The sequence below is a fragment of the Brenneria sp. L3-3C-1 genome (assembly GCF_016456245.1).
Classification (GTDB): domain Bacteria; phylum Pseudomonadota; class Gammaproteobacteria; order Enterobacterales; family Enterobacteriaceae; genus Brenneria.
On the sequence record NZ_JAEMHF010000002.1, the window covers coordinates 71,782 to 94,525 of the forward strand.

Here is a 22,744-nt window from a genome sequence, read left to right on the forward strand (position 1 = left end):
CCGTCATGGTGGAGATTAACGAAAAGCTATTACGCCAGATTATCGAAGGCGTACTACAGGAAATGCACGACGAGAACAAAACCGTCTCGTTTAAACAGCCGGGCGCGCCGGCAACAGACGCCGTGACATCGGCCGCGGGCGACGGCTTTCTGAGCGAGGTCGGCGAAGCGCGTTCCGGCACCAGCCAGGATGAAGTGATTATTGCCGTCGGGCCGGCATTCGGATTGTCGCAAACCGTCAATATCGTCGGTATTCCGCATAAAAACATTCTGCGCGAACTTATCGCCGGGGTTGAGGAAGAAGGGATCAAGGCGCGGGTGATCCGCTGCTTTAAATCCTCGGATGTGGCGTTTGTCGCCGTTGAAGGCAATCGACTCAGCGGCTCCGGGATTTCCATCGGCGTGCAATCCAAAGGGACAACCGTGATCCATCAACAGGGATTACCGCCCCTGTCCAATCTGGAACTATTCCCGCAGGCCCCGTTGCTGACGCTGGAAACCTATCGGCAGATCGGCAAGAACGCCGCGCGTTACGCCAAGCGGGAATCGCCCCAGCCGGTGCCGACCCTGAACGATCAGATGGCGCGGCCGAAATACCAGGCGAAATCCGCCATTCTGCACATTAAAGAAACCAAATACGTGGTGACCGGCAAGAATCCGCAGGAACTCCGGGTGGCGATTTAACAAAGGAAAACACAATGAATTCCGAAGCTATTGAATCCATGGTTCGCGATGTTCTCAGCAAGATGAACAGCCTACAAGGGCAGACGACGACACCCGCCGATACGGCCGCCGCAAGCACGACAGGCATCAAGGCGAAGGTCGCCGATTATCCGCTGGCGAACAAGCACCCTGACTGGGTGAAAACCGCAACCAATAAAACGCTGGAAGAGCTGACGCTGGCTAACGTGCTTAACGGCGGCGTGACCCCGCAGGATCTACGCATTACGCCGGAGATCCTGCGCATTCAGGCCGATATTGCCCGCGACGCCGGGCGCGATCGGCTGGCGATGAACTTTGAGCGCGCCGCCGAGCTCACCGCCGTTCCCGATGACAAAGTGCTGGATATTTATAACGCCCTGCGCCCCTACCGCTCCAGCAAAACGGAGCTGTACGCCATCGCGGACGATCTTGAACAGACCTACAAAGCCAAGGTCTGCGCCGCCTTCGTGCGGGAAGCGGCTGATTTGTATGTGCAGCGCAAAAAACTCAAAGGCGACGATTAGTTAACCCGACTTTTACCACCATCAGGAGCTGGTCATGCGTTACATCGCCGGAGTAGACATTGGCAACTCGTCAACAGAAGTGGCGCTGGCCGAGTGTCAGGCTGACGGGCAACTGCGCTTTGTCGCCAGTACGCTGACCGAAACCACCGGCATCAAAGGGACACAGCGCAACGTCTTTGGCATTCGGCAGGCGCTGGCGCAACTGGTGGAGAAAGCCGGGATCGCGCAGCGCGATATCAGCCTGATCCGCATCAATGAAGCCACGCCGGTGATTGGCGATGTGGCGATGGAAACAATTACCGAAACCATTATCACCGAATCCACCATGATCGGGCATAACCCGAAAACCCCCGGCGGGCTGGGGCTGGGCGTGGGACTGACGATTGGTATCGGCGATCTTATGACCCGCGATCCGGCGCAGCCTTATATTCTGGTGGTTCCGGCCGCCGTTGATTTCGCCGATGTCGCGGCGATTGTCAATGCCGCCAGCGGCGCGGGTTATCGGATTACCGCCATCATTATGCAACGTGACGATGGCGTGCTGGTCAGCAACCGTCTGCATACCCCGCTGCCGGTGGTGGACGAAGTGCTGCACATCGACCGCATTCCCCTCGGCATGTTGGCCGCCGTCGAAGTGGCCATGCCGGGCAAAGTGATTGAAACCCTTTCCAACCCCTACGGCATCGCCACGGTATTTTCCCTTAACGCCGAAGAAACCAAAAATATCGTGCCTATTGCCCGGGCCTTGATTGGCACGCGTTCGGCGGTGGTGGTGAAAACCCCGGCAGGCGATGTGAAAGCGCGTTCGATTCCGGCGGGACATTTGGAACTGTATGCCGATGGACGCACTCTGCGGGTTGACGTCGCCGCAGGCGGCGAGCCGATCATGAAAGCGGTCGACAGTTGCCGCAGGCTGGATAACGTGACGGGCGAAGCCGGCACCAATATCGGCGGCATGCTGGAACACGTGCGCCAGACGATGGCGGAACTGACCAATCGCCCGACCAAAGAGATCTTTATTCAGGATCTGCTGGCGGTGGATACCGCGGTGCCGGTAAACGTCACCGGCGGGCTGGCGGGGGAATTCTCCCTCGAACAGGCCGTGGGCATCGCCTCAATGGTGAAATCGGATCGTTTGCAAATGGCGCGCATCGCCAGTGAAATCGAAACGTCGCTGCACATTGCCGTACAAATTGGCGGCGCCGAGGCGGAAGCCGCCATTCTGGGCGCATTGACCACGCCGGGCACGCGACGTCCGCTGGCGATTCTCGATCTCGGCGCAGGTTCCACCGACGCCTCCATCATCAATACGGATGGCGACATTGTCGCCACCCATCTGGCGGGCGCGGGCGACATGGTCACCATGATTATCGCCTCGGAACTCGGTCTGGAAGATCGCTATCTGGCGGAGGATATCAAAAAGTACCCGCTGGCAAAGGTGGAGAGTCTGTTTCACCTGCGTCATGAAGACGGCAGCGTGCAGTTTTTCCCCCATCCGTTGCCCGCCGAGGTGTTCGCCCGGCTGGTGGTGGTGAAACCCGACACTCTGCTGCCGTTGCCGGGGGATTTTTCGCTGGAAAAAGTTCGCACTATCCGGCGCTCCGCCAAAGAACGGGTATTTGTCACCAACGCCTTGCGCGCGCTGCGTCAGGTCAGCCCGACGGGCAATATCCGCGATATTCCCTTTGTGGTGCTGGTCGGCGGCTCCTCGCTGGACTTTGAAATCCCGCAGTTAGTCACCGACGCCCTCGCGCACTACAAGCTGGTGGCGGGTCGCGGCAATATCCGCGCCATTGAAGGCCCGCGCAACGCGGTGGCGACCGGTTTGATTCTGGCTTACCAGAAGGAGCGCCATTGATGAATCTGCCGCCTGACGATAGACCCGCCATCCTTATCAGCGCCCATGCCACCAGCGCGCATATCTGGCGGCAGGTTCTGCTGGGCATTGAAGAAGAGAGTATTCCCTGGCGCTGGCAACAGGACGGCGACGGCGATCTCGCCCAACGGGCCTGGCAGGCCGCGGCCCGTTCGCCGCTGCTGGTCGGCCTGGCCTGCAACGGCCATGAAATGGTGGTGCATTACCGGAATTTACCGGCCGCTCAGCCGCTTTTCCGCCTGCGGGGGCAGCAGAATGAAGACGCGCTGCGCCGGCTGGGCAACAACGCCGCGCGGCTGGTTAAAGGGTTACCGTTTAAATGATCATTTTATTCAACCGGGGCGATAGCCCTAAACAGGAGAAGTAAAACATGAACAACGCATTAGGGCTGGTCGAAACAAAAGGTCTGGTGGGCGCCATTGAAGCCGCGGATGCCATGGTGAAGTCAGCCAACGTGCAGCTGATCGGTTACGAAAAAATTGGCTCCGGGCTGGTGACCGTTATGGTTCGCGGCGATGTCGGCGCGGTAAAAGCGGCGGTCGATGCCGGCGCGGCGGCGGCCGGCGCGGTGGGCGAAGTGAAATCCTGCCACGTTATTCCGCGTCCGCACAGCGAGGTTGAAGCGATTTTACCGGCATCGGCCTGATAGCTGAAAAATAGCGCAGCAGACACAGGAGCGCAGCGTGAAAACGTCACTGGGTTTACTTGAAGTTAGCGGTTTAGCGCTGGCGATCGGCGTGGCTGACGTGATGGCGAAAGCCGCCTCGGTCACGATCATCGGCATGGAAAGCACCAAAGGCTCCGGCTGGACGTTGGTTAAAATCGCCGGCGATGTGGCGTCGGTCAACGCCGCCATCGCCGGCGGCGCGGCATTGGCCCGTCAACATCATGGGCTGGTCGCCAGCGCGGTGCTGGCGCGGCCGGCCGACTCACTGAGGGTTCATTGGCAACCGACTCGGCCACCGGGCGTACCGGCCACCACGCCCCCGATCGACAACCCCGTGTCAGCGCCAGTCGCTGACATCCCGTTGTCAGACGCCGATACCGCCGCTGACGCGCCGCAATTCGCAGCGGAAACGGAGACAGAAAGCGCCATCGCGGCCGCCCCCTCCGTGCGGCCGACCGCGCGCTGCAATCTTTGTCTCGATCCAGCCTGCCCGCGGCAGAAAGGAGAGCGCCGTTTTTTATGTATTCATACCGGTAAACGAGGTAAAGCGTGATGGAAAAAGCATTACTGGAACCTGTCGTCAGCAAGATCCTCGACGAAATGCGTCTTCGTCCGATCCCGCTAGGGGTGTCCAACCGTCATCTGCATCTGTCCGGACAGGATTACCAGCGGCTGTTTCCCGATCGCCCGCTGACGGAGAAGAAAGCGCTGCGCCAACCCGGCCAATTCGCCGCCGAACAGACCGTTACGCTGGTCGGCCCCAAAAGCAGCCTGAAAAACGTCCGCATTCTGGGGCCGCTGCGCAGCCGCAGTCAGGTGGAAATTTCCCGTACCGACGCGCGCACGTTGGGCATCGCCGCCCCGCTGCGCATGTCGGGTAATCTGGACGGCACGCCGGGCATCCGGTTGGTCAGTCCCTATGCGGAACTGGAACTGCCGCAGGGGGTCATCGTCGCCCAGCGCCACATTCATATGTCGCCGCTGGATGCGCTGATCTATCGGGTGCGCCACGGCGACAGCGTACAGGTCGCCATTCAGAGCCGCGGACGCAGGCTGATATTGGATGATGTCGCCATCCGCGTATCCGAGCAAATGCGGCTGGAGCTGCACATTGATACCGATGAAGCCAACGCGGCCGGCGCAGACGACCCGGACGCCGTCGCCACGCTGGTATCAGGCGCATGAATCTCACCGCGCCCCAGATGGAAAGCGCGGTGAGCCGCATCGTCACGCGGCTTGCCGAGCGCGAGCGCCGGGTCTATGCCCTGCGTTTGCATCAGCTCAGCATGGGTATCGATCCGACGATATTCGTCAGGCATGCCACGCTGCATCTGGTGTTGCCTGATTTAGCGTTTCTGCGGCAGTTTGCCGCCGCGGATAACCGCCATTCGGCGGTGGCCGCGTTGCAGGAGGCGCTGTCGTGGGGGATGCGAATCCATATCAGCCTCCATCGGCAGTTGCTGGGCGCATTGCCGGTTAAAGCGCTGAGCCGGTTGCCGCTCAGCTTCAGCGACCATCAGGGACACGATGTCAGGCTATTCGGCGGCCCGCTGCTGAGCTATCGGGATATTGCCGCGCAGAAACCGGGCTGGCTGGTTGTTCAGCGCAAGACGCTGATAACGCCGTTGGTGCGGGACAGTCTGCTATCGCGTCACATTCAACTGTTAAGGCAGGAGTAAATCATGCAGCTAGCCAGAGTGGTGGGATCGGTGGTGTCAACCCAGAAGTCGCCTTCGCTTAGCGGCAGAAAATTGTTGCTGGTGCGGCGGGTGACGGGCGATGGATCGTTGCCGCCGGACGGCGTGGAGCCGGATGAAGTGGCTGTGGATTCGGTTGGCGCGGGAGAAGGCGAACTGGTGCTGTTGTCCTCCGGTTCCAGCGCCCGGCGGGTGTTTGCCGCCCCCAATGAGGCCATCGATCTGGCGATTGTCGGCATTGTGGATAATTTTTCGCGTTAATCGCTTTTCGCGTTAACAGGAGCGACCGTCTGATGAGTATTTATACCAAAACCGGCGACGCAGGCACCACGGCGTTATTTACCGGCCAGAGGGTGAAGAAAAGCCACCCACGGGTTGAAGCCTACGGCACGCTGGACGAGCTGAACGCCGCGCTCGGCCTGTGCGTGCGCGTAGTGGATAACCAGGAAAACGGCCGTTTGCTGGAGACGGTGCAATATCAGCTGTTCTATTTCAGCGCCGAATTGGCCAGTGAAAACGCGGAACCTCTCGCCGCCGGACGACGCTGGATCGAAGCCGGGGATATCGTGGCGCTGGAACAGGCCGTCGACCGCTGTATGTCGGTTGTACCGCCGGTCAACGGGTTTGTCTTGCCCGGCGCCTGCGAAGCCGGCGGCCGTCTTCATTTCGCCCGTACGCTGGCGCGCCGCGCCGAACGCAGGCTGGTGGAACTGGCGGAGCAGGCGCCGATCAGGCCGGTGCTGCTGCAATATCTGAACCGACTGTCGGATTGCCTGTACGCCCTGGCCCGCGATGAAGATCACCGCCATCGGCAAGCGAGGATGGTCGAAACGGTGCTCAGCCGCTATCTGGCCGCCGCCTCAGCCGCACAGCCCATCGCCTCCGCCGCGCTGGCCTTCGCCGAGATTCATCAACTCATCAAGACGGCGGTAGATGCCGCCATCAAGCTCCATGTCCCCGTGGCGATCGCACTGGCCGATCGCCACGGCAATTCAATTATGACCTATCGCATGCCGGATACCCTGCTGGTCAGCAGCGAGCTGGCGCCGAAAAAAGCCTGGACGGCGGTGGCGATGAAAACGCCCACCCATTTGCTGGGGCCCAGCATCCAGCCGGGCGCCGAGCTGTTTCAGCTTGAGTCCAGCACCGGCGGCAAGGTTGTCACCTTTGGCGGCGGTTATCCGCTGTGGCGAAACGGCCGACTGGTGGGCGGGCTTGGCATCAGCGGCGGCAGCGTCGAACAGGATCAACACATTGCAGAAGCGGCCATATCGGCTTTACACCTGGGGAATGAATAATGAACACCACTGAGCTTGAATCTCTCATTCGCACTATCCTCACCGAACAACTGATGCCGGATGCCGCGCCCGACCATGCCGCCTGCGCTATTTTCGCCGGCGTGGATGAAGCCATTAACGCGGCGCACGGCGCTTTCCTGCGTTATCAACAAAGCCCGCTGAAAACCCGCAGCACGATTATCAGCGCCCTGCGCGAACAGCTACAACCCCACCTGGCGACATTGTCCGAGGAAGGCGCGCGGGAAACCGGCATGGGTAATAAAGAAGATAAGCTACTGAAAAACAAGGCCGCGCTGGATAATACGCCCGGTATTGAAGATCTGACCACCACCGCCCTGACCGGGGATGGCGGCATGGTGCTGTTTGAGTTCTCGCCGTTTGGCGTCATTGGCTCCGTCGCGCCCAGCACCAACCCCACGGAAACCATAATCAATAACAGCATCAGCATGTTGGCGGCGGGCAACGCCGTCTATTTCAGCCCGCATCCCGGCGCTAAAAATGTGTCGCTGAAGCTGATTGCCCTGATTGAAGAGATCGTGTTCAACAGCTGCGGCATCCGCAATCTGGTGGTGACGGTCGGCGAACCCAGCGTTGAAGCCACTCAGCAGATGATGGCGAATGAGAAAATCGCCCTGCTGGCGATTACCGGCGGCCCCGCCATCGTTGCGATGGCGATGAAAAGCGGCAAAAAAACCATCGGCGCCGGCGCCGGCAATCCGCCCTGTCTGGTGGATGAAACCGCCGAACTGGTCAAAGCCGCGCAGGATATCGTTTCCGGCGCGTCTTTCGACTACAACCTGCCCTGTATTGCCGAGAAAAGCCTGATTGTGGTGGACAGCGTGGCCGATCGGCTGCTGCAACAGATGCAGGCTTTCGACGCGTTGCTGATTACCTCACCGCAGGATATCGACAGCCTGCGCCAGACCTGCCTATCGCCACAAGGGCATGCCAATAAACAACTGGTCGGCAAAAGTCCGGCGCAGTTGCTGCAAGCGGCAGGGTTGCCTTGTCCGGCCAAGCCCCCGCGGCTTTTGCTGGTGGAGGTAAAAGGCGACGATCCGCTGGTGACCAACGAACAGTTGATGCCCCTCCTGCCCGTGGTGCGGGTGAAAGATTTCGACGCGGCGCTGGAGTTGGCGTTACAGGTGGAGGGCGGGCTGCATCATACCGCGATCATGCATTCGCAGAATGTCTCCCGCCTGAATCTGGCCGCACGCCGGCTCCAGACCTCCATTTTCGTCAAGAACGGGCCTTCTTATGCCGGCATCGGCGTCGGCGGCGAAGGGTTTACCACCTTCACCATCGCCACCCCGACCGGCGAAGGCACCACCTCAGCCCGTACCTTTGCCCGACAACGCCGCTGCGTGCTGACAACCGGCTTTTCCATTCGTTGACTGGAGCGCGTATGAAACGCTTTTCCTTACAGACCCGAATTTATAGCGGCAACGGCAGCCTCAGCGTGTTGCAGCGCTTTCATCAGCGCAAAATCTGGATCGTCTGCGATGGTTTTCTGGCTACCTCGCCGCTGTTGACCAACCTTACCCAGACGTTGCCGGCGGATAACCAGATCGACCTGTTCAGCGACATCACCCCCGATCCGACCATTGCGACCGTGGTCAAGGGGATCGCGCAGATGCACGCGTTGCAGCCGGATGTGGTGATTGGGTTTGGCGGCGGATCGGCGTTGGACGCCGCCAAAGCTATCGTCTGGTTCAGCCGTCGGCAGGATATCGGGATTGACACCTGCATCGCCATTCCGACCACCAGCGGCACCGGCTCTGAAGTGACCAGCGCCTGCGTGATCGGCGACCCGGAAAAAGGCATCAAGTATCCGCTGTTCGACAACCAGATTTACCCCGACATCGCCATCCTCGATCCGTCGCTGGCGCTCTCCGTTCCCCCGGACATCACCGCCAATACCGGCATGGATGTGCTGACCCATGCGCTGGAGGCCTATGTCTCGCCGCACGCCAGCGACTTCACCGACGCGCTGGCGGAAAAAGCGTTGCAACTGGTGTTTCGCCACCTGCCGACGGCCTGTAGCAACGGGGATTGCGTGATTACCCGGGGGAAAATGCACAATGCCTCAACGCTGGCGGGCATGGCGTTCAGTCAGGCCGGACTGGGGCTGAACCATGCCATTGCCCACCAGCTTGGCGGACAGTTTCACATTGCGCACGGGCTGGCGAACGCCTTGCTGCTGGCGCCCGTCCTTCGCTTCAACGCGCAGGATGAACGCGCCCGCAAGCGCTACGCCCGGCTATCCCGGCTGTGTCGGTTCAGCCCCGCCAAAGGGGACGATCGCGGCGCGGTGAATCAGTTGATTCACCAGATTGAGCAGCTCAAACGCCAGTGCGGTTTACCGCGTCCGCTGGCGGCTCTTAAGGTGACGCAAAGCCAACTGCTGGCGCGCATTCCCGACATGATCCCCGCCGCTCAGGCGGACGTCACGCTGCGCACCAACCCGCGTGAAGCCAGCGCCGGGGATATCCGCCGGGTGATTGAAGCGTTATGCGATTAACGCACCGTATCGCTCGCGATAAGAGGAACAGAGGATGAGCGTGTTAACCCTGCCGAATGCGCCGATTTACGGTTCGCTGACCGACTGTGACGCGGAAACGATCCGCCAGCGGGTACGGCTGGCCGGCGTGGTGGGCGCGGGCGGCGCGGGATTTCCCACCGCCGTAAAGCTACAGGCGCGGGCAGATCTTTTTTTGGTCAACGCCGCCGAGTGCGAGCCGATGCTCAAGGTCGATCAGCAGTTGATGTCCCGGCAGGCGGCGCCGCTGATCCGCGGCATCTTATATGGCATGACGGCGACGGGCGCACAGCAGGGCATTATCGCGCTGAAAGCCAAATATCGCGGCGCCATCGACGCCCTGACGCCGCTGCTCCCCCCGCAGATCCGCCTTCATATTCTGCCGGATATTTATCCGGCGGGCGACGAAGTGATCACCATCTGGCTGGCGACGGGTCGGCGCGTTCCGCCCGCCGCCCTGCCCATCAGCATCGGCGTGGTGGTGAATAACGTACAGACCGTGCTCAACGTGGCGCGCGCCGTGGAAGAACAGCAGCCGGTGACGCATCGCACCTTGACGGTTAACGGTGCCGTGGCTACGCCGCTGACGCTGACCGTACCGCTCGGCGTCAGCTTCCGTGAGGTTCTGACGCTGGCCGGCGGCGCCACCATCGACAAGCCGGGGTTTATCAACGGCGGCCCGATGATGGGACACGCCCTGAGCGATCTCGATCTGCCGGTCACCAAAACCAGCGGCGGTCTGCTGGTTCTGCCGGCCGACCATTTGTTGCTGACCCGCCGCCTGCGCAGCGATCGGGATATTCTGGCGATTGCCCGCACCGTGTGCGAGCAGTGCCGCATGTGTACCGAGCTGTGCCCCCGTCATCTGGTGGGGCATGAACTGTCGCCGCATCTTTTGGTTCGCGCCGTTAACTACCAGCAGGTCGCGACCCCCGACGTCCTGCTGAGCGCGCTGACCTGCTCGGAATGCGGCCTGTGCGAAAGTTACGCCTGCCCGGTGGATATTTCGCCCATGCGCATTAACCGCCTGTTGAAACAGCAGTTGCAAACCCAGGGCGCACGCTATCAGGGCGAGCTTTATCCGGCCGATCCGATGGCGAACTATCGCATGGTGCCCATTTCGCGGCTGATTACCCGCCTCGACCTCGCCCAATGGTATCAGGACGCGCCGTTTGTTGAGATGAATTATCAGCCTGAACACGTGGTGCTGCCGTTACGCCAGCATATCGGCGCACCGGCAGAAGCGATGGTTGCCGTTGGCAGCACGGTTCGCACAGGGCAACCAATCGCCGCCATCCCGGACAACGCGCTAGGCGCCCCGGTTCACGCCAGCATTAATGGGATGGTCGCCGAAGTGAGCGCCTCCGCCATCGTTATTACCGCCCATCGCGCCGCCAGAGGATAAGAGGTATGTCACACGCTATTGGAGTTGTGGAATTAAGCAGTATCGCCAAAGGCATGGAGGTGGCCGACCTGATGATGAAAAGCGCCCGCGTCGATTTGCTGGTGTGCAAAACCCTCTGCCCCGGTAAATATCTGTTGATGATTGGCGGAGACGTGGGCGCCGTAAGTCAGGCGGTACGACACGGCGAGCAGCAAAGCGGCAGCTTATTGGTCGACAGCCTGATCCTGCCCAATATCCACGCGTCGGTCCTGCCGGCGCTCAGCGGCCTTAATCCGGTGGCGAACAGGCAGTCCGCCGGCATCGTCGAAACCTGGAGCGCGGCGGCCTGCATCGCCGCCGCCGACCGCGCCGTGAAAGCCGCCAACGTAACGCTGGTACGAGTACATATGGCCTACGGTATCGGCGGTAAATGCTATCTGGTGCTCACCGGCGATATCGCCGATGTCAGCACCGCCGTCGAGGTCGCCGGCCAGAGCGCGGGGGAAAAAGGATTGCTGGTTTACCGCAGCGTGATCCCCCGTCCGCACGATGCCCTGTGGCGCCAACTGGTACAGGAGGCATGATGGAAACCACTCACCCAACCGAGCGGGTTATTCAGGAATATGTGCCCGGCAAACAGATCACGCTGGCGCACCTGATCGCCAACCCCAACAAGGCGCTATACAAAAAACTGGGGCTGAGTGATAGCAGTACCGCGATTGGTATCTTGACCATCACCCCCAGCGAAGCCTCAATCATCGCCAGCGATATCGCCACCAAGTCCGGCGCGGTGGAAATCGGTTTCATCGATCGGTTTACCGGCGCCGTGGTGATCACCGGCGATGTGTCCGCGGTGGAATATGCCCTTAAACAGGTGACCCACACGCTGGGGGATGTGATGCAATTCACCGCCTGTTCGCTGACCCGGACCTGACATGATGCGACGAATCATGCTGATCGGCCCCAGCCAGTGCGGCAAAACGTCGTTGATTCAGCGTCTGCACGGCGAAACGCCGCGCTACCAAAAAACACAGGCCATCGACTGGCGGGACGGCGCCATCGATACCCCCGGCGAATATCTGGAGAACCGTTGTCTCTACAGCGCGTTGCTGGCCAGCGCCGGTGAAGCCGAGGTGATCGGGCTGGTGCAAAACGCCGATGCCGGCCAGAGCTGGTTCGCCCCCTTGTTCGCCTGCGTATTTAACCAGCCCGTCATCGGCATCATCAGCAAGGCCGATACCGTCAGCGATCCGGCGCGGCTGGCGTGGGCGGCGGACAGCCTGCGTCAGGCGGGCGCCCACACGCTATTCACCACCTCCGCCCAGACCGGCCTTGGGATGGCGGAACTCATGGCTTATTTAGACACCGCGGGAGAGTCGTATGTCCGGTAAAATAATGGCGATTAACGCCGGCAGTTCTTCATTGAAATTTCAGCTGTTCGTCTTGCCTGCCGAACAGGTGCTTTGTCAGGGGCTGGTGGAGCGCATCGGTTTGCAGGATGCCGTCTTTACCCTGCGCGCCGGCGATAAGACGTGGAGCGAGACCCGCCCGATCGCCACCCACTATGACGCCGCGACCCTGCTGCTGGACGCGCTGCTGGCGCACGGCATTCTTGCCTCTCTGGACGAGATTGACGGCGTCGGTCACCGGGTGGCGCACGGCGGCGAATATTTCCGTGATTCCATCGCTATAACCCCGGATGTTCTGACCAAAATCGACGAACTGGCCGCGCTGGCGCCGCTGCATAATCCCGTCAACGCCGTCGGCATCCGGGTGTTTCAGCGAGCTTTACCGCACGCACCGGCGGTCGCCGTCTTCGATACGGCGTTCCACCAGACGCTGGAACCCGCTTCCTACCTTTACCCTTTGCCCTGGCGTTACTATGCCGAACTGGGCGTGCGCCGCTATGGCTTTCATGGCACCAGCCATAAATACGTCGGCGCGCTGTGCGCCGAACGGCTGGGGAAACCGCTTGCGACGCTGCGTCTGATCTCCTGTCATCTTGGCAACGGCTCCAGCATCTGCGCCATCCGAAACGGCGAATCCATCAACACATCAATGGGATTTACCCCGCAGGCCGGGGTGATGATGGGAACACGCAGCGGCGACGTCGATCCCTCCATTCTGCCGTTTATCCAGTTGAAAGAGGGAAAAAGCGCAGAGGAAATCAACCAGTTGATCAACAACCAATCCGGTCTGCTCGGCGTCTCCGGCGTCTCACATGATTACCGCGATGTCGAACAGGCGGCGCAGGCTGGCAACCCGCGAGCGCAGCAGGCGTTGCAGCTGTTTGCCGAGCGCATCCGGGCGGTTATCGGCAGCTATATCCTCCAGCTCGGCGGCCTTGACGCGCTGATTTTTACCGGCGGCATCGGTGAAAACGCCCAAAATGCCCGGCGGCAAATCTGTCATAACCTGGGTTTTCTCGGCATCGCGCTGTGCGAAGAGAAAAACCGCCGCAATGCGCCGTTCATCCAGCAGGACGCCTCCCCGGTGGCCATTGCGGTGGTGAATACCAATGAAGAATTGATGATCGCCCGCGATGTGGCGCGTATTGCCGCAGCGGCGGCCATGCCGCGTTTCCCTGGTCAGTTACAGTGAGAACGATGATGAATAACGGAAAAGTTTGGCTGGTTGGCGCCGGACCCGGTGACGCCACATTAATCACGGTAAAAGGTTTGCACTGCATACGTCATGCGGACGTGCTGGTGTACGATCGGCTGGTGAGTTCCGATCTGTTGGTGGAAGCCCCTGCCGATTGTGAAATGATCAACGTGGGTAAAATGCCCGACCATCACCCCGTGCCCCAGCCGCAAATCAACCAGACGCTGGTCGAGTGCGCGCAGCGGGGGCTGAACGTGGTTAGGCTGAAAGGCGGCGATCCTTACGTCTTCGGGCGCGGCGGCGAAGAAGCGGAAGCGCTGGCGCTGTCGGGCATCGCGTTTGAAGTTGTGCCCGGCATTACCTCCGCCATCGGTGGACTGGCCTATGCGGGGATCCCGGTGACGCACCGGGACTTCTCGTCCGGCTTCCACGTCATTACCGGCCACCTGCGTCAGGGCAACCAACCGCAGGACTGGGCCGCGCTGGCCAAACTCGACGGAACGCTGGTGATCCTGATGGGCATGGCGCAGCTGTCCGCTATTTGTCAGCAGTTGATTGCCGGCGGTAAATCGCCGGCGACGCCCGCAGCAGTGGTGATGTATGCCAGTCGCCAGCAGCAGCGTACCGTCAGCGGCATGCTGGCGACGCTGGCCGACGAGGCGACCGCGGCCGGACTCTCTTCACCGGCGTTAATCGTGATTGGCGATGTGGTCAGGCTACAATCCGTGTTGTCCTTTACGCCGGAGCCTCTGACATTGGCCGCGGTTTCCTCGCTTATGCTATGCTGACCCCATTGAAATCAGGGAGATAATCAGGACATCATGAGCGAACATGGCGGCAATGTGCTGGAAATGGCGGCGAAAATCGGCGTGAACGCCGATGACATTATCGACTTCAGCGCCAACATCAATCCGTTGGGTATGCCCGCGTCGCTAAAAACGGCTATCGTCAGCCAGCTTGGGCGGGCAGAACGTTATCCCGATGTGGAGTACCGCGAGCTTCATGCCGCCCTGGCCCGTGCGCACGGCTGTTCAGCGGATAATCTTATCGCCGGCAACGGCGCCACCGAACTGATTTATGCCGTGGCGCAATACCTCCAGCCACGGCGGGCGCTGCTGTTAACGCCGGGGTTTGCCGAATATCGCCGCGCCCTGCTGCGCGTCGGCTGCCAGATCGATGACTATAGGATGTCGGCAGAGGACGGTTTTCAGCCCGATGCCCGACTGTTGACCGCGCTGGACAACACTCGCTACGACTGTCTGTTTATCGCCACCCCCAATAATCCTACTGGGCTGATGCCCGACAGCGTGCTGTTGCAGGCCATTGTTGAGCGCTGTCGCCAGCGCCATACGGCGCTGATCGTCGATGAGGCTTTTATCGATTTTTTACCCGATGCGCCGGGGCTGATTCCCCAGCTATCCGCCTTTCCACAGCTTTATATCCTGAGATCGCTAACCAAGTTTTTCGCCATCCCCGGTCTGCGCCTCGGCTATTTGGTCAGCGCCGATCGGGCGGCTATCCGGGCCATGAAGCAGTCGCGGGAACCCTGGACGATTAACGCGTTCGCGGCGCTGGCCGGTGAAATCATGCTGGACGATCGGGCTTATATCGACGCCACTCACCGCTGGCTTTATCAGGCACGGCGCTGGTTTTATCAGGCGCTGGCCGCCATGCCGGAATTACAGGTCTGGCAGCCGACAGCCAACTATATTTTCCTGCGCTGCCTACGCCCGCAAACCGATCTCCAGCAAGCGTTGCTGGAACAACGCATTCTTATCCGCGCCTGCGCCAATTACCCCGGCCTCACCGCCAACCATTACCGGGTCGCCATCAAAAGCGAGGCGGATAACCAGCGGTTAGTTGCCGCGCTGCATCAGGTATTCGGTCATGGCTGACGCCCGCTGTCCCGCCTCCTGCGGCGAACTGCTTCAGGGATGGATTCTGGGCGGTGAGAAGCTGATCTCCTGCCCGGTGGACTGGTTCAGCGAGGTCTCGGTGACGGATGGGCAACCCGGCGTAACCGAACGTCCGCAGATGCGGCGGATGCTGGAAACCGTGGTCGCGCACTTCGGGCTGCCGCCGGATACCGCTTATGGCCTGCACATTGACTTCACCTCCACCATCCCGGTCGCCAAAGGGATGGCCAGCAGCACCGCGGATATTGCCGCCACCGCGCAGGCTACCGCCCGCCATCTTGGCGCAACGCTGGATGAAGCCGCGCTTGCCGCACTCTGTGTTCAACTGGAACCCACCGACAGCACCCTGTTTCGTCAACTCACGCTGTTTGATCATCAAACCGCCGGTACAACGATTTCCTGCGACTGGCAGCCAACGATGGATATTTTACTGCTGGAAAGTCCGCAAACCCTGAACACAGCGGATTACCATCGCCTCGACCGTCGGCAGGCATTACTGGACAACGCCGATGCGCTGGAACGCGCCTGGCGCTTGTTCCGCGCGGCGGCGAAAACCGGGGATCCCGTCAAGCTGGGAGAAGCCTGCACCCTCAGCGCCCGCGCCAGTCAGCGTATGCTGATCAAGCCGGCCTTTATTGATCTGCTCGACCTGGTTGAAAGCAGCGGCATTTATGGTTTGAACGTGGCGCACAGCGGCAGCGTGGTAGGGCTATTGCTGGATCGTCATCATCATGATGTGGAAAAACTAAGCCGACAGCTATATCAAAAAGGAATATTGCGGCATTACCCTAATCAGTATCTGCTGCCGATGATCGCCGGTGGCGTGCGGTAAAAATATGCTAATAATCGAAACAGGCAGGGAAACCTGCCTGTGAAAAGATAAATGTCATTGCGGATGGAAATTAACGCGGGCCCGGCTGGCCGCCATGCATTCCCTGGAAGCCACCGTGTGGGCCGCCGCCGCCACCACCGCCGCCACCATGACCGCCGCCCGGAGGCGGAAACAGACAACCGCTTAATGCGGTAACTAATGTAATCACCCCGATGATTTTAAAAATACGACTCATGTTTACCTCTGTATTAATGGGACTTCACAGGCGAAGCATAGAGGGGAGCGAATCGGCAAACAATGCGGAATCTTCCTGAAAAGATCCTTATAAATCATTGGTTACACTCGCTTACTTATTCTTTGCACGAAAAAACCATAAAAAAACGCCAGCGGGTTTGAATCGCTGGCGTTCTTTGCTCAGAGGCTTATACGTAACAACTTATTCCAACCATTCGGTATGGAATACCCCTTCTTTGTCGGTACGTTTATAAGTGTGCGCGCCGAAGTAATCGCGCTGCGCCTGAATCAGGTTAGCGGGTAATACCGCGGAACGGTAGCTATCGTAATAAGCGATAGCGGCAGAGAAGGTCGGCGTCGGGATACCATGCTGAACGGCATACGCCACCACATCGCGCAGCGCCTGCTGGTACTCGTCGGCAACCTGCTTGAAATACGGCGCCAGCAGCAGGTTGGCGATATCCGCTTGCTGTGCGTAGGCATCGGTGATGGTTTGCAGGAACTGGGCGCGAATAATGCAACCCGCACGGAAAATTTTGGCGATCTCACCGTAGTTAAGATCCCAGTTGTTTTCTTCAGATGCCGCTTTCAACTGAGAGAAGCCCTGCGCATAAGAGACAATTTTCCCCAGATACAGCGCCCGGCGAACTTTCTCAACGAATTCCGCTTTATCGCCATCGAACGGTTTAGCCTTCGGCCCGCTCAGCACTTTGGAGGCGGCGACGCGTTGCGCTTTCAGCGATGACAGGTAACGGGCAAACACGGATTCAGTGATCAACGACAGCGGTTCGCCCAGATCCAGCGAACTTTGGCTGGTCCACTTACCGGTGCCTTTGTTCGCCGCTTCATCCAGAATCACATCCACCAGGTATTTACCGTCTTCATCTTTCTTGGTGAAGATGTCGGCGGTAATTTCGATCAGATAGCTGCTCAGTTCGCCTTTATTCCACTCGGAGAAAGTGGCGGCCAGCTCTTCATTACCCAGACTCAGGGCCTGCTTCAACAGCGCATAGGCCTCGGCAATCAGTTGCATATCGCCGTATTCAATACCGTTGTGCACCATTTTTACATAGTGACCGGCGCCATCGGCGCCGATATAGGCGACACAGGCTTCACCTTCGGCGCGAGCGGCGATTTTTTCCAGAATCGGCGCAACCAGCTCATACGCTTCTTTCTGACCGCCAGGCATGATGGAAGGCCCTTTCAGCGCGCCCTCTTCACCACCGGAAACGCCGGTGCCGATGAAATTGAACCCTTGCGCGGACAGCTCGCGATTACGACGGATCGTGTCTTTATAATAGGTGTTGCCACCGTCAATCAGGATATCGCCCTTATCCAGGTACGGCTTCAGAGACTCAATGGTTTTATCGGTCGCTTCTCCAGCTTTAACCATCAGGAGAATCCGACGCGGTTTTTCCAGGGAGCCGACGAACTCTTCAACGGTATAACAAGGCACCAATTGTTTACCCGGATTTTCTGCAATCACTTCGTCAGTTTTGTCTGAAGAACGGTTAAAAATGGAAACGCTATAGCCACGGCTTTCGATATTCAGCGCCAGATTGCGCCCCATCACCGCCATACCAACAACGCCAATTTGCTGTTTGGACATTAAAGCAACTCCTGTCTGAAGGATAACCTGCCTGCTACGGCTTATACCCGCAGGCAATAAAAGCAGGCCCACATGGTAACTCAGCTTAGCGCAGGTGAATAGTGATTGGTTTGATAGCCGCCCCTGGCGATCTTACCCTCTATACTATGGAGGCCCTTCCACACATTTTAGACACCGATCCCTCCCCGCGCGGGCAGGAGCCTGCGGGAATCACGGAAAATGCCGACCGCCTCACTATTTCAGAATAAACAATCGTTGCAGTTCGCGCCGGTTGCGGGCGCCCGTTTTACGGTACAAATTCTTCAGATGCGTACGCACGGTGTTCACACTCAAATTAAGCTGTTCACCAATTTGCTCGTTATTTATGCCAACCCCCACCAGGGTGGCGACGGCCTGCTCGGCAGGCGTGATCTTTCTGGCGCCGTCGTTCACCCGCTCCCGGCAGACAACGGGCTGATCTTTCAGCAACGGAGCATAGAGCATGCGGGCAAATACGCGCGTCTGGGCCAGTTGAGCTTTCATGCTGATACTTTCGTTAGTCTGATTTTTAGCGGATTGCTGAATCCCCCATACCGCCACAGGCAACCCCAACGAGCGGATAACGGAAACCATGGTCACGCCGCCAACGCCCACCAGACGAGGCGTCACATTAAGCTCTTTCACTATGGCGTCGGAAAGCGTGCGGATCACCGGGGCATTAATGGAGGTGACGGGAGCGTCCGGGGTAATTTCCACATATTCGAAGGCAAAAGAAACCTTCTCTCTTTTCTCGATAAACACCGCCAACTGTTGCAATTCCTGCATCACCTGTTCAAGCTCGCAATTCGGCATCAGACGAATATCCAGATAAAAAATAAAATTCGCCGGGACGTGATTTAATCCGGTGCAGTTTGTTTCCGCATGCGTTGGCGTGATGGTGGAGGTGGGAGGAATAAAAAAAGGATCCGGACAGGCGTAGCGCTTGCGAATATGCTTCAGGCGAGAAATAAACAAGGCCGCCGCTTCAAAACAGTTTGGCCCCTCGCTAAAACCGGCATGATATTCTCTTCCTCGCGCATCAATACGCACCCAGGCATTACGTTTTTCCCCAATCTCGATAATACTGCCGGTTTCGTTGCCATAATCCGGCACCACAATCAGATCCTGCGGGCGAAACAGATTAGGGCTTTTATTCAGAATATGGCCGATACCTTTGGTGTAGTCGGTAAGACCGGCGCTGGTGAATATTACGCCCACTCCCATCGGGGAAGAGATATTTAATTGTTTTATTGTTTCCAGCAGTAATAAAGCGGAGACAATGCCCTGATTATTATCTTCTACCCCCCGGCCATATAGCCTGTCCCCGTCAACCCGCAGCGTAAAAGGATCGCTGACCCAATTTTCCAGCGGACCGCTGGCCGCGACATCCATATGGGTCACAATCCATAGCGTTTGTTTACAACTGGGCGGTAAATAGTGCGCCACCAGATTAGGCCGCAGCTTTTTATGTGCCCGGATATCCAGCGAGTCCATGCGCTGTACCCGGCACAGGCCATTATGATACAGCCAGCTTTCTATCCACCGCGCTTTAACTTCCTCACCCTCACCACCATGCTCCGGATTAATCGCCGGGCGGCAGACCAGTTCACGATGGAGTTCAATCACCCTGCCTTCTTTTTCATCCAAAGCCTGTAACAACTTATGCATAAGAGCGACCATCGCTGAATGAGGAAATGTTTCTACTATATCAATTACCTGTGCAGAGGAATGTTTACCGTGATCAAGTCACAGTGTAAATATAAAATTAGTCTCACCCCCCGCCAGCCGGCTATTTTTATCACCAGGGGGGTGAGGGTCTCATGCGGAGATCATACTTTATCGATAAAACAACAGGTTATGTAAACCCAATGGGGTGAACATCCTCACTTATCAGCATTATCTTTTTGCTTCGCACCTACACGTTGTTTGCTGCCGCTCCCTGTCTGGCCGCGTATTCTCTTCAGATAAAAATAAATGTATTACATCTAGGGGGGTGAATATTAAATCAGACAAAAGGCGATAGGAATATTATTCTATTTTGTTAATCTGAAAATATTACAGTAGGCAGCACGCCAAAAAATCAGGGAGGATAATATTTTCCTTCCCATAGCTATATTATTTTATCCTTTTATTTCCCGGATATAGATCATCCGGATTTTATTACACGGTTGTCACATTAAATAACTACACTGGCACAGGAATAAAAAAATGAAAAAAACACTCGCCATTATCAGCCTGACTGGCGGACTGATGGTTAGCGCATATGCCGCCGCGGATACGAATGAAAAGAACCGGCGCTTTTATCAGGATAAATTAACCGGGGGTATTGCACTGGGTTTTTTATCCGGAGAGTCTCAGGAATCGGTTTATCATCCAGATAACGGCGGGAAAAAAGCCAGTGAACTGGACTGGAAAATCAACAGCGCGGCTATTCTGAAAGCCGACCTGAATTACGATATTCTGCCCCGCCTTAGCGCAGGCCTGCGCGGCTGGACCACGCTTTCCTCTGGCGACGGCACCATGGACAATTATGACTGGATTGACGACAGTCAATCAGGCTGGTCGGACTGGAGCCATCACGCCAAAACCGATTTAAATTATGCCAATGAAATTGATGTGAATATCATTGGCTGGCTGGTCAAAGCCCCTGATTACAAAGTCGGCGCGACTTTCGGCTACCAGAGAACCGCCTTTAGCTGGTCGGCGTACGGCGGCGAGTTCAACTACGATAACGGCCAGGATATTTTCACCTACCCCAACGGCTACAAGATAATCGGCTACCAGCAAAAATACAGCATGCCTTATATCGGACTAATTGGTTTATGGCGCTTTCAGGATTTCGAACTTGGCGGCCTGATAAAATTCAGCGATTGGGTCGAAGGGAAAAGCAATGATGAACACTATGCCAGGGACTTGACCATACGTACTCAGGGAAATAATGCCCGCTACCTCTCCGCTACCGTTAGCGCCGGTTATTATATTTATCCAAAAACAAAAATTTATGCGGAAGCCTCCTACAATCGTTATGAGGAAGCCAGAGGCGGTATGGAATGGCGAGAAGAAGGAGAAACTGAGTATCTCGATGGTGACTGGAACGGGATGGATAATAAATATTACACATTATCTTTAGGCGTGAAATATATATTCTAGCCGCTATTAGCAGTGTTAATAAATCAAACAATAGATTTCGAGTTGCAGTAAAGCGGCGACTGGGAAAGTCGCCGAAAACGTGGATCATTCACATATCATGTGGGGTAATTGCAATGGGAAAATATACCAAGCCTGTTTTCGTGAACCAGCTTTTATCGGACAGAACGGTAAAAACGGCAAGTAAATTTATAGCCTATAAATCCTGGAACGATACCAATCTGTGGTTTGCAGAAGTCGTCGACAATGGAAATGCTTTTTTCCACTGGCATCAGGGGAAGAAAGCCGAAGGCCATAAGGACACCATAATCAATTATATTACCGCCGACGGCACGCAATGGCAGGCCACGATTAAAGATTATGTCTTCTTTCACTCCCCCAATGGAGATATTGCCAAAGGTCATTCAGATAGCAACATCGCTTATATCAGTGGCGATAACAAAGCTTATGAAGGTAGTTTTGCCGAATGGTTTGATGAATAGAAACCATGATTAAATGCAGATAAGCGATATAAAGGAGACGCCAGACGGCGTCTCCTTTAATCGTTGCGATGAGTAGAGGTGAGCATGGCTAAAGCGGCATCGGATGGCAATCCCTATGCAGGAGAGATTCTCGCCTGCACAGGGGGAATGCGGAAATAACAATGGCGGAAGGGTCTACGCGACAAACGCTATGCGGAGAGCGCGGATCAGGCCTGCTTTGCTAACAGTGCCTTAATGCTTTCTTTGAATTCCGCCCCGAAATCCGGGTTGCGCAAACCATAGGTGATAAACGCCTGCGCATAACCTAGCTTACGACCGCAGTTAAAGTTTTTACCCGCCATCTGTACCGCATCAACCTGCTGAGTGGGGATTAGCTCGGCAATAACGTCGGTAAGCTGAATGCGCCCCCAGGCGCCGGGTACGGCTTTCGCCAACAGCGGCCAGGCATCCGCGGTCAATACATAGCGGCCGACCGCCGAAAGGTCCGAACCCGCCGCAGAAGGCGCTTCCGGCTTCTCGATCATCGAGGTAATGGCTGAAGCATCACCCGCATTGACCAGCGGCTTTTCACATTCAACCACGGAATACTCCGGCAGGGCTTCATAAGGGCGGTGTTTTACCAATACCTGGCTGCGCCCCGTCTGTTCAAAACGCGAAATCAGCAACGCCAGATTGTCTTTGGTCTGATCGGCGGTATTCTCATCCAGCACCACGTCCGGCAACACCACCACAAACGGGGAGTCGCCAATAATGGGTTTCGCACAGGCAATCGCATGGCCCAAGCCCAGCGTTTCACCCTGCCGCACGTTCATGATGGTCACGCCTTTCGGGCAGATGGCCTGAACTTCCGCCAGCAGTTGCCGCTTGGCCCGCTCCTCCAACAGGGACTCAAGCTCAAACGAGGTATCAAAGTGGTTTTCAATCGCGTTTTTAGAGGCATGGGTAACCAGCACAATATCCTTGATACCCGCATTGGCACACTCGTTAACGATTTTTTCAATTACCGGACGATCGACCAACGGCAACATTTCTTTCGGGATCGCTTTGGTCACCGGCAACAGATTCATCCCTAAACCAGCAACAGGGATAACGGCTTTCAATGGTGTCATGAATGGATTCTCTTCATCGGGTTATTTTCACTTGGTAACACAGTAACTGCTGTGTCACGCATGACATTAAGATTACACCTAATCTTGCGCAAAGCGATCGCAGGGAT

The 22,744-nt window shown here is 57.5% G+C and carries 26 protein-coding genes; 22 read left to right on the forward strand and 4 right to left on the reverse strand.

Annotation, left to right across the window (positions count from 1 at the left end; translation table 11 throughout):
- Positions 1-8: 8 nt before the first annotated feature.
- Genes JG725_RS06740 through JG725_RS06835 form a run of 20 tightly spaced genes read left to right on the forward strand, consistent with a single transcriptional unit; the run spans position 9 to position 16,038 of the window.
- Positions 9-683, forward strand: coding sequence for a propanediol/glycerol family dehydratase medium subunit (locus JG725_RS06740; protein ID WP_199377723.1), 675 nt, complete (start codon positions 9-11; stop codon positions 681-683).
- Positions 684-697: 14 nt separating this feature from the next.
- Positions 698-1,225, forward strand: a complete 528-nt coding sequence (gene pduE, locus JG725_RS06745) for a propanediol dehydratase small subunit PduE (RefSeq protein ID WP_172289944.1) — start codon at positions 698-700, stop codon at positions 1,223-1,225.
- A gap of 34 nt (positions 1,226-1,259) precedes the next feature.
- Entirely contained in the window at positions 1,260-3,083 is a 1,824-nt protein-coding gene (locus JG725_RS06750; protein ID WP_172289943.1) for a diol dehydratase reactivase subunit alpha, read from the forward strand.
- Complete coding sequence (locus tag JG725_RS06755) at positions 3,083-3,424, forward strand: glycerol dehydratase reactivase beta/small subunit family protein (protein WP_199377318.1); 342 nt, start codon at positions 3,083-3,085, stop codon at positions 3,422-3,424. Before JG725_RS06750 ends, JG725_RS06755 begins: the two co-directional genes overlap by 1 nt.
- Before the next feature lie 47 nt (positions 3,425-3,471).
- Positions 3,472-3,747 (forward strand): propanediol utilization microcompartment protein PduJ, encoded by a 276-nt coding sequence (gene pduJ, locus JG725_RS06760; RefSeq protein ID WP_172289941.1) that lies wholly within the window; start codon positions 3,472-3,474, stop codon positions 3,745-3,747.
- Between the two features lie 37 nt (positions 3,748-3,784).
- The gene (locus tag JG725_RS06765) at positions 3,785-4,321 is read left to right on the forward strand and encodes a BMC domain-containing protein (RefSeq protein WP_199377320.1); all 537 of its coding nucleotides are present in this window, start codon (positions 3,785-3,787) and stop codon (positions 4,319-4,321) included.
- On the forward strand, positions 4,321-4,953 hold the full coding sequence (locus JG725_RS06770; protein ID WP_172289939.1) for a phosphate propanoyltransferase: 633 nt from the start codon (positions 4,321-4,323) through the stop codon (positions 4,951-4,953). Before JG725_RS06765 ends, JG725_RS06770 begins: the two co-directional genes overlap by 1 nt.
- Entirely contained in the window at positions 4,950-5,447 is a 498-nt protein-coding gene (gene pduM, locus JG725_RS06775; protein ID WP_172289938.1) for a microcompartment protein PduM, read from the forward strand. The genes JG725_RS06770 and pduM overlap by 4 nt, the downstream gene beginning before the upstream one ends.
- Positions 5,448-5,450: 3 nt before the next feature.
- Positions 5,451-5,726 carry a EutN/CcmL family microcompartment protein gene (locus JG725_RS06780; RefSeq protein WP_172289937.1) on the forward strand — a complete coding sequence of 92 codons (276 nt, stop codon included), beginning with the start codon at positions 5,451-5,453 and terminating at the stop codon, positions 5,724-5,726.
- Between the two features lie 32 nt (positions 5,727-5,758).
- On the forward strand, positions 5,759-6,763 hold the full coding sequence (locus JG725_RS06785) for a cob(I)yrinic acid a,c-diamide adenosyltransferase (RefSeq protein ID WP_199377322.1): 1,005 nt from the start codon (positions 5,759-5,761) through the stop codon (positions 6,761-6,763).
- Positions 6,763-8,157 carry an aldehyde dehydrogenase family protein gene (locus JG725_RS06790; RefSeq protein WP_199377324.1) on the forward strand — a complete coding sequence of 465 codons (1,395 nt, stop codon included), beginning with the start codon at positions 6,763-6,765 and terminating at the stop codon, positions 8,155-8,157. Before JG725_RS06785 ends, JG725_RS06790 begins: the two co-directional genes overlap by 1 nt.
- Positions 8,158-8,168: 11 nt before the next feature.
- Positions 8,169-9,284, forward strand: coding sequence for a 1-propanol dehydrogenase PduQ (locus JG725_RS06795; protein ID WP_172289934.1), 1,116 nt, complete (start codon positions 8,169-8,171; stop codon positions 9,282-9,284).
- Between the two features lie 34 nt (positions 9,285-9,318).
- Positions 9,319-10,707 (forward strand): 4Fe-4S dicluster domain-containing protein, encoded by a 1,389-nt coding sequence (locus tag JG725_RS06800; RefSeq protein ID WP_199377326.1) that lies wholly within the window; start codon positions 9,319-9,321, stop codon positions 10,705-10,707.
- 5 nt (positions 10,708-10,712) lie between these two features.
- Positions 10,713-11,270, forward strand: coding sequence for a BMC domain-containing protein (locus JG725_RS06805; RefSeq protein ID WP_172289932.1), 558 nt, complete (start codon positions 10,713-10,715; stop codon positions 11,268-11,270).
- On the forward strand, positions 11,270-11,620 hold the full coding sequence (pduU, locus tag JG725_RS06810) for a propanediol utilization microcompartment protein PduU (RefSeq protein ID WP_199377328.1): 351 nt from the start codon (positions 11,270-11,272) through the stop codon (positions 11,618-11,620). The genes JG725_RS06805 and pduU overlap by 1 nt, the downstream gene beginning before the upstream one ends.
- A 4-nt stretch (positions 11,621-11,624) precedes the next feature.
- Positions 11,625-12,077: a EutP/PduV family microcompartment system protein gene (locus JG725_RS06815; protein ID WP_199377724.1), complete on the forward strand. Its 453-nt coding sequence runs from the start codon at positions 11,625-11,627 to the stop codon at positions 12,075-12,077.
- On the forward strand, positions 12,067-13,287 hold the full coding sequence (locus tag JG725_RS06820; RefSeq protein ID WP_172289930.1) for an acetate/propionate family kinase: 1,221 nt from the start codon (positions 12,067-12,069) through the stop codon (positions 13,285-13,287). The genes JG725_RS06815 and JG725_RS06820 overlap by 11 nt, the downstream gene beginning before the upstream one ends.
- A gap of 8 nt (positions 13,288-13,295) precedes the next feature.
- Complete coding sequence (gene cobA / locus JG725_RS06825; RefSeq protein WP_199377725.1) at positions 13,296-14,078, forward strand: uroporphyrinogen-III C-methyltransferase; 783 nt, start codon at positions 13,296-13,298, stop codon at positions 14,076-14,078.
- 33 nt (positions 14,079-14,111) lie between these two features.
- The gene (gene cobD / locus JG725_RS06830; RefSeq protein ID WP_199377330.1) at positions 14,112-15,185 is read left to right on the forward strand and encodes a threonine-phosphate decarboxylase CobD; all 1,074 of its coding nucleotides are present in this window, start codon (positions 14,112-14,114) and stop codon (positions 15,183-15,185) included.
- The gene (locus JG725_RS06835; protein ID WP_199377332.1) at positions 15,178-16,038 is read left to right on the forward strand and encodes a GHMP kinase; all 861 of its coding nucleotides are present in this window, start codon (positions 15,178-15,180) and stop codon (positions 16,036-16,038) included. The genes cobD and JG725_RS06835 overlap by 8 nt, the downstream gene beginning before the upstream one ends.
- Positions 16,039-16,108: 70 nt before the next feature.
- On the opposite strand, the gene JG725_RS06840 is transcribed toward JG725_RS06835, so the two are convergent.
- From JG725_RS06840 to JG725_RS06850, 3 genes are all read right to left on the reverse strand, one after another.
- Entirely contained in the window at positions 16,109-16,273 is a 165-nt protein-coding gene (locus JG725_RS06840) for a hypothetical protein (protein ID WP_199377334.1), read from the reverse strand.
- 201 nt (positions 16,274-16,474) lie between these two features.
- On the reverse strand, positions 16,475-17,881 hold the full coding sequence (gene gndA, locus JG725_RS06845; RefSeq protein ID WP_199377335.1) for an NADP-dependent phosphogluconate dehydrogenase: 1,407 nt from the start codon (positions 17,879-17,881) through the stop codon (positions 16,475-16,477).
- 234 nt (positions 17,882-18,115) lie between these two features.
- A complete protein-coding gene (locus tag JG725_RS06850; RefSeq protein WP_199377337.1) occupies positions 18,116-19,567 on the reverse strand; it encodes a M20 family metallo-hydrolase in 1,452 nt (483 codons plus the stop codon).
- A 540-nt stretch (positions 19,568-20,107) separates the two neighbouring features.
- Here JG725_RS06850 and JG725_RS06855 point away from each other — a divergent pair.
- A complete protein-coding gene (locus JG725_RS06855) occupies positions 20,108-21,049 on the forward strand; it encodes an omptin family outer membrane protease (protein ID WP_199377340.1) in 942 nt (313 codons plus the stop codon).
- 113 nt (positions 21,050-21,162) lie between these two features.
- Entirely contained in the window at positions 21,163-21,528 is a 366-nt protein-coding gene (locus tag JG725_RS06860) for a DUF4751 family protein (RefSeq protein WP_199377342.1), read from the forward strand.
- 206 nt (positions 21,529-21,734) lie between these two features.
- On the opposite strand, the gene JG725_RS06865 is transcribed toward JG725_RS06860, so the two are convergent.
- Positions 21,735-22,637: a sugar phosphate nucleotidyltransferase gene (locus JG725_RS06865; RefSeq protein ID WP_199377344.1), complete on the reverse strand. Its 903-nt coding sequence runs from the start codon at positions 22,635-22,637 to the stop codon at positions 21,735-21,737.
- Positions 22,638-22,744 lie beyond the last annotated feature (107 nt).